Origin of the sequence: Promicromonospora kroppenstedtii DSM 19349, from assembly GCF_000515355.1 — a bacterium.
Taxonomy (GTDB): domain Bacteria; phylum Actinomycetota; class Actinomycetes; order Actinomycetales; family Cellulomonadaceae; genus Promicromonospora; species Promicromonospora kroppenstedtii.
This window is the reverse complement of the sequence record NZ_KI911615.1, coordinates 16,020-16,654: the sequence shown is the minus strand read 5'-3', so window position 1 is coordinate 16,654 and position 635 is coordinate 16,020. Positions and strand designations below refer to the sequence as shown.

1 protein-coding gene and 1 pseudogene are annotated in these 635 nt (G+C 74.2%); both read right to left on the bottom strand.

Features of this window, described 5'->3' with window-relative positions; all coding sequences use genetic code 11:
* Positions 1–117: 117 nt before the first annotated feature.
* The gene (locus PROKR_RS04385) at positions 118–399 is read right to left on the bottom strand and encodes an Lrp/AsnC family transcriptional regulator (protein WP_020014308.1); all 282 of its coding nucleotides are present in this window, start codon (positions 397–399) and stop codon (positions 118–120) included.
* Positions 393–635: pseudogene (locus tag PROKR_RS36825) on the bottom strand (hypothetical protein); the annotation flags it as partial. The pseudogene PROKR_RS36825 and the gene PROKR_RS04385, both read right to left, overlap by 7 nt.

Here is a 635-nt window from a genome sequence, read left to right as displayed (position 1 = left end):
CGCGGGCGCCCAGGGAGGGCACTGCCGGTCCGCGCACCGACGGGGAGGGCGCCACCGGGCCGGGCGAGGCGCCGCGGGCGGGGAGCGCCAGCTAGTCGTCGGGCCCGAGAGCCCGAGCTAGTCGTCCAGTCCCAGCGCGAACGCCTGCTCCAGGTCCGCCTTGGAGAAGGCACGGAACGCGATCAGCGTCTCCGTGTTCTGCACGCCCGGCACCTTGTTCACGCGGTCGGACACGACGCCGGCGAGCTGCTCGTGCTCGGGCACACGCACGATCGCGACCAGGTCGGTCTTGCCCGTCACGGAGAAGACCTCGCTCACTCCGTCGATGTTCGCGACCTCCTGCGCGACCTCGGGGATGCGGGACGTCTCGGCGTCGATGAGGACGATCGCGGTCAGCATGCCGTCATCGTATCCACGTGCCGGCCGTTCGTGGGTTCCGGCACGGGCGCGGCGGCTCCGGCGGGTTCTCCGGCGCCTGCTGCGAGGTCCGCGTGAGCCCTCGGGCTCCCGCCGTCAGCGCCGGAACCCGTGTCAGCGCCGGAACCCGAGCCGACCTCGGCGCCCTCGCCGATCTCGACGCGCACCCGCTCCGACGCCCAGGTCAGGTCGGCGTGCGCGCCGGCCGCGCGCACCGG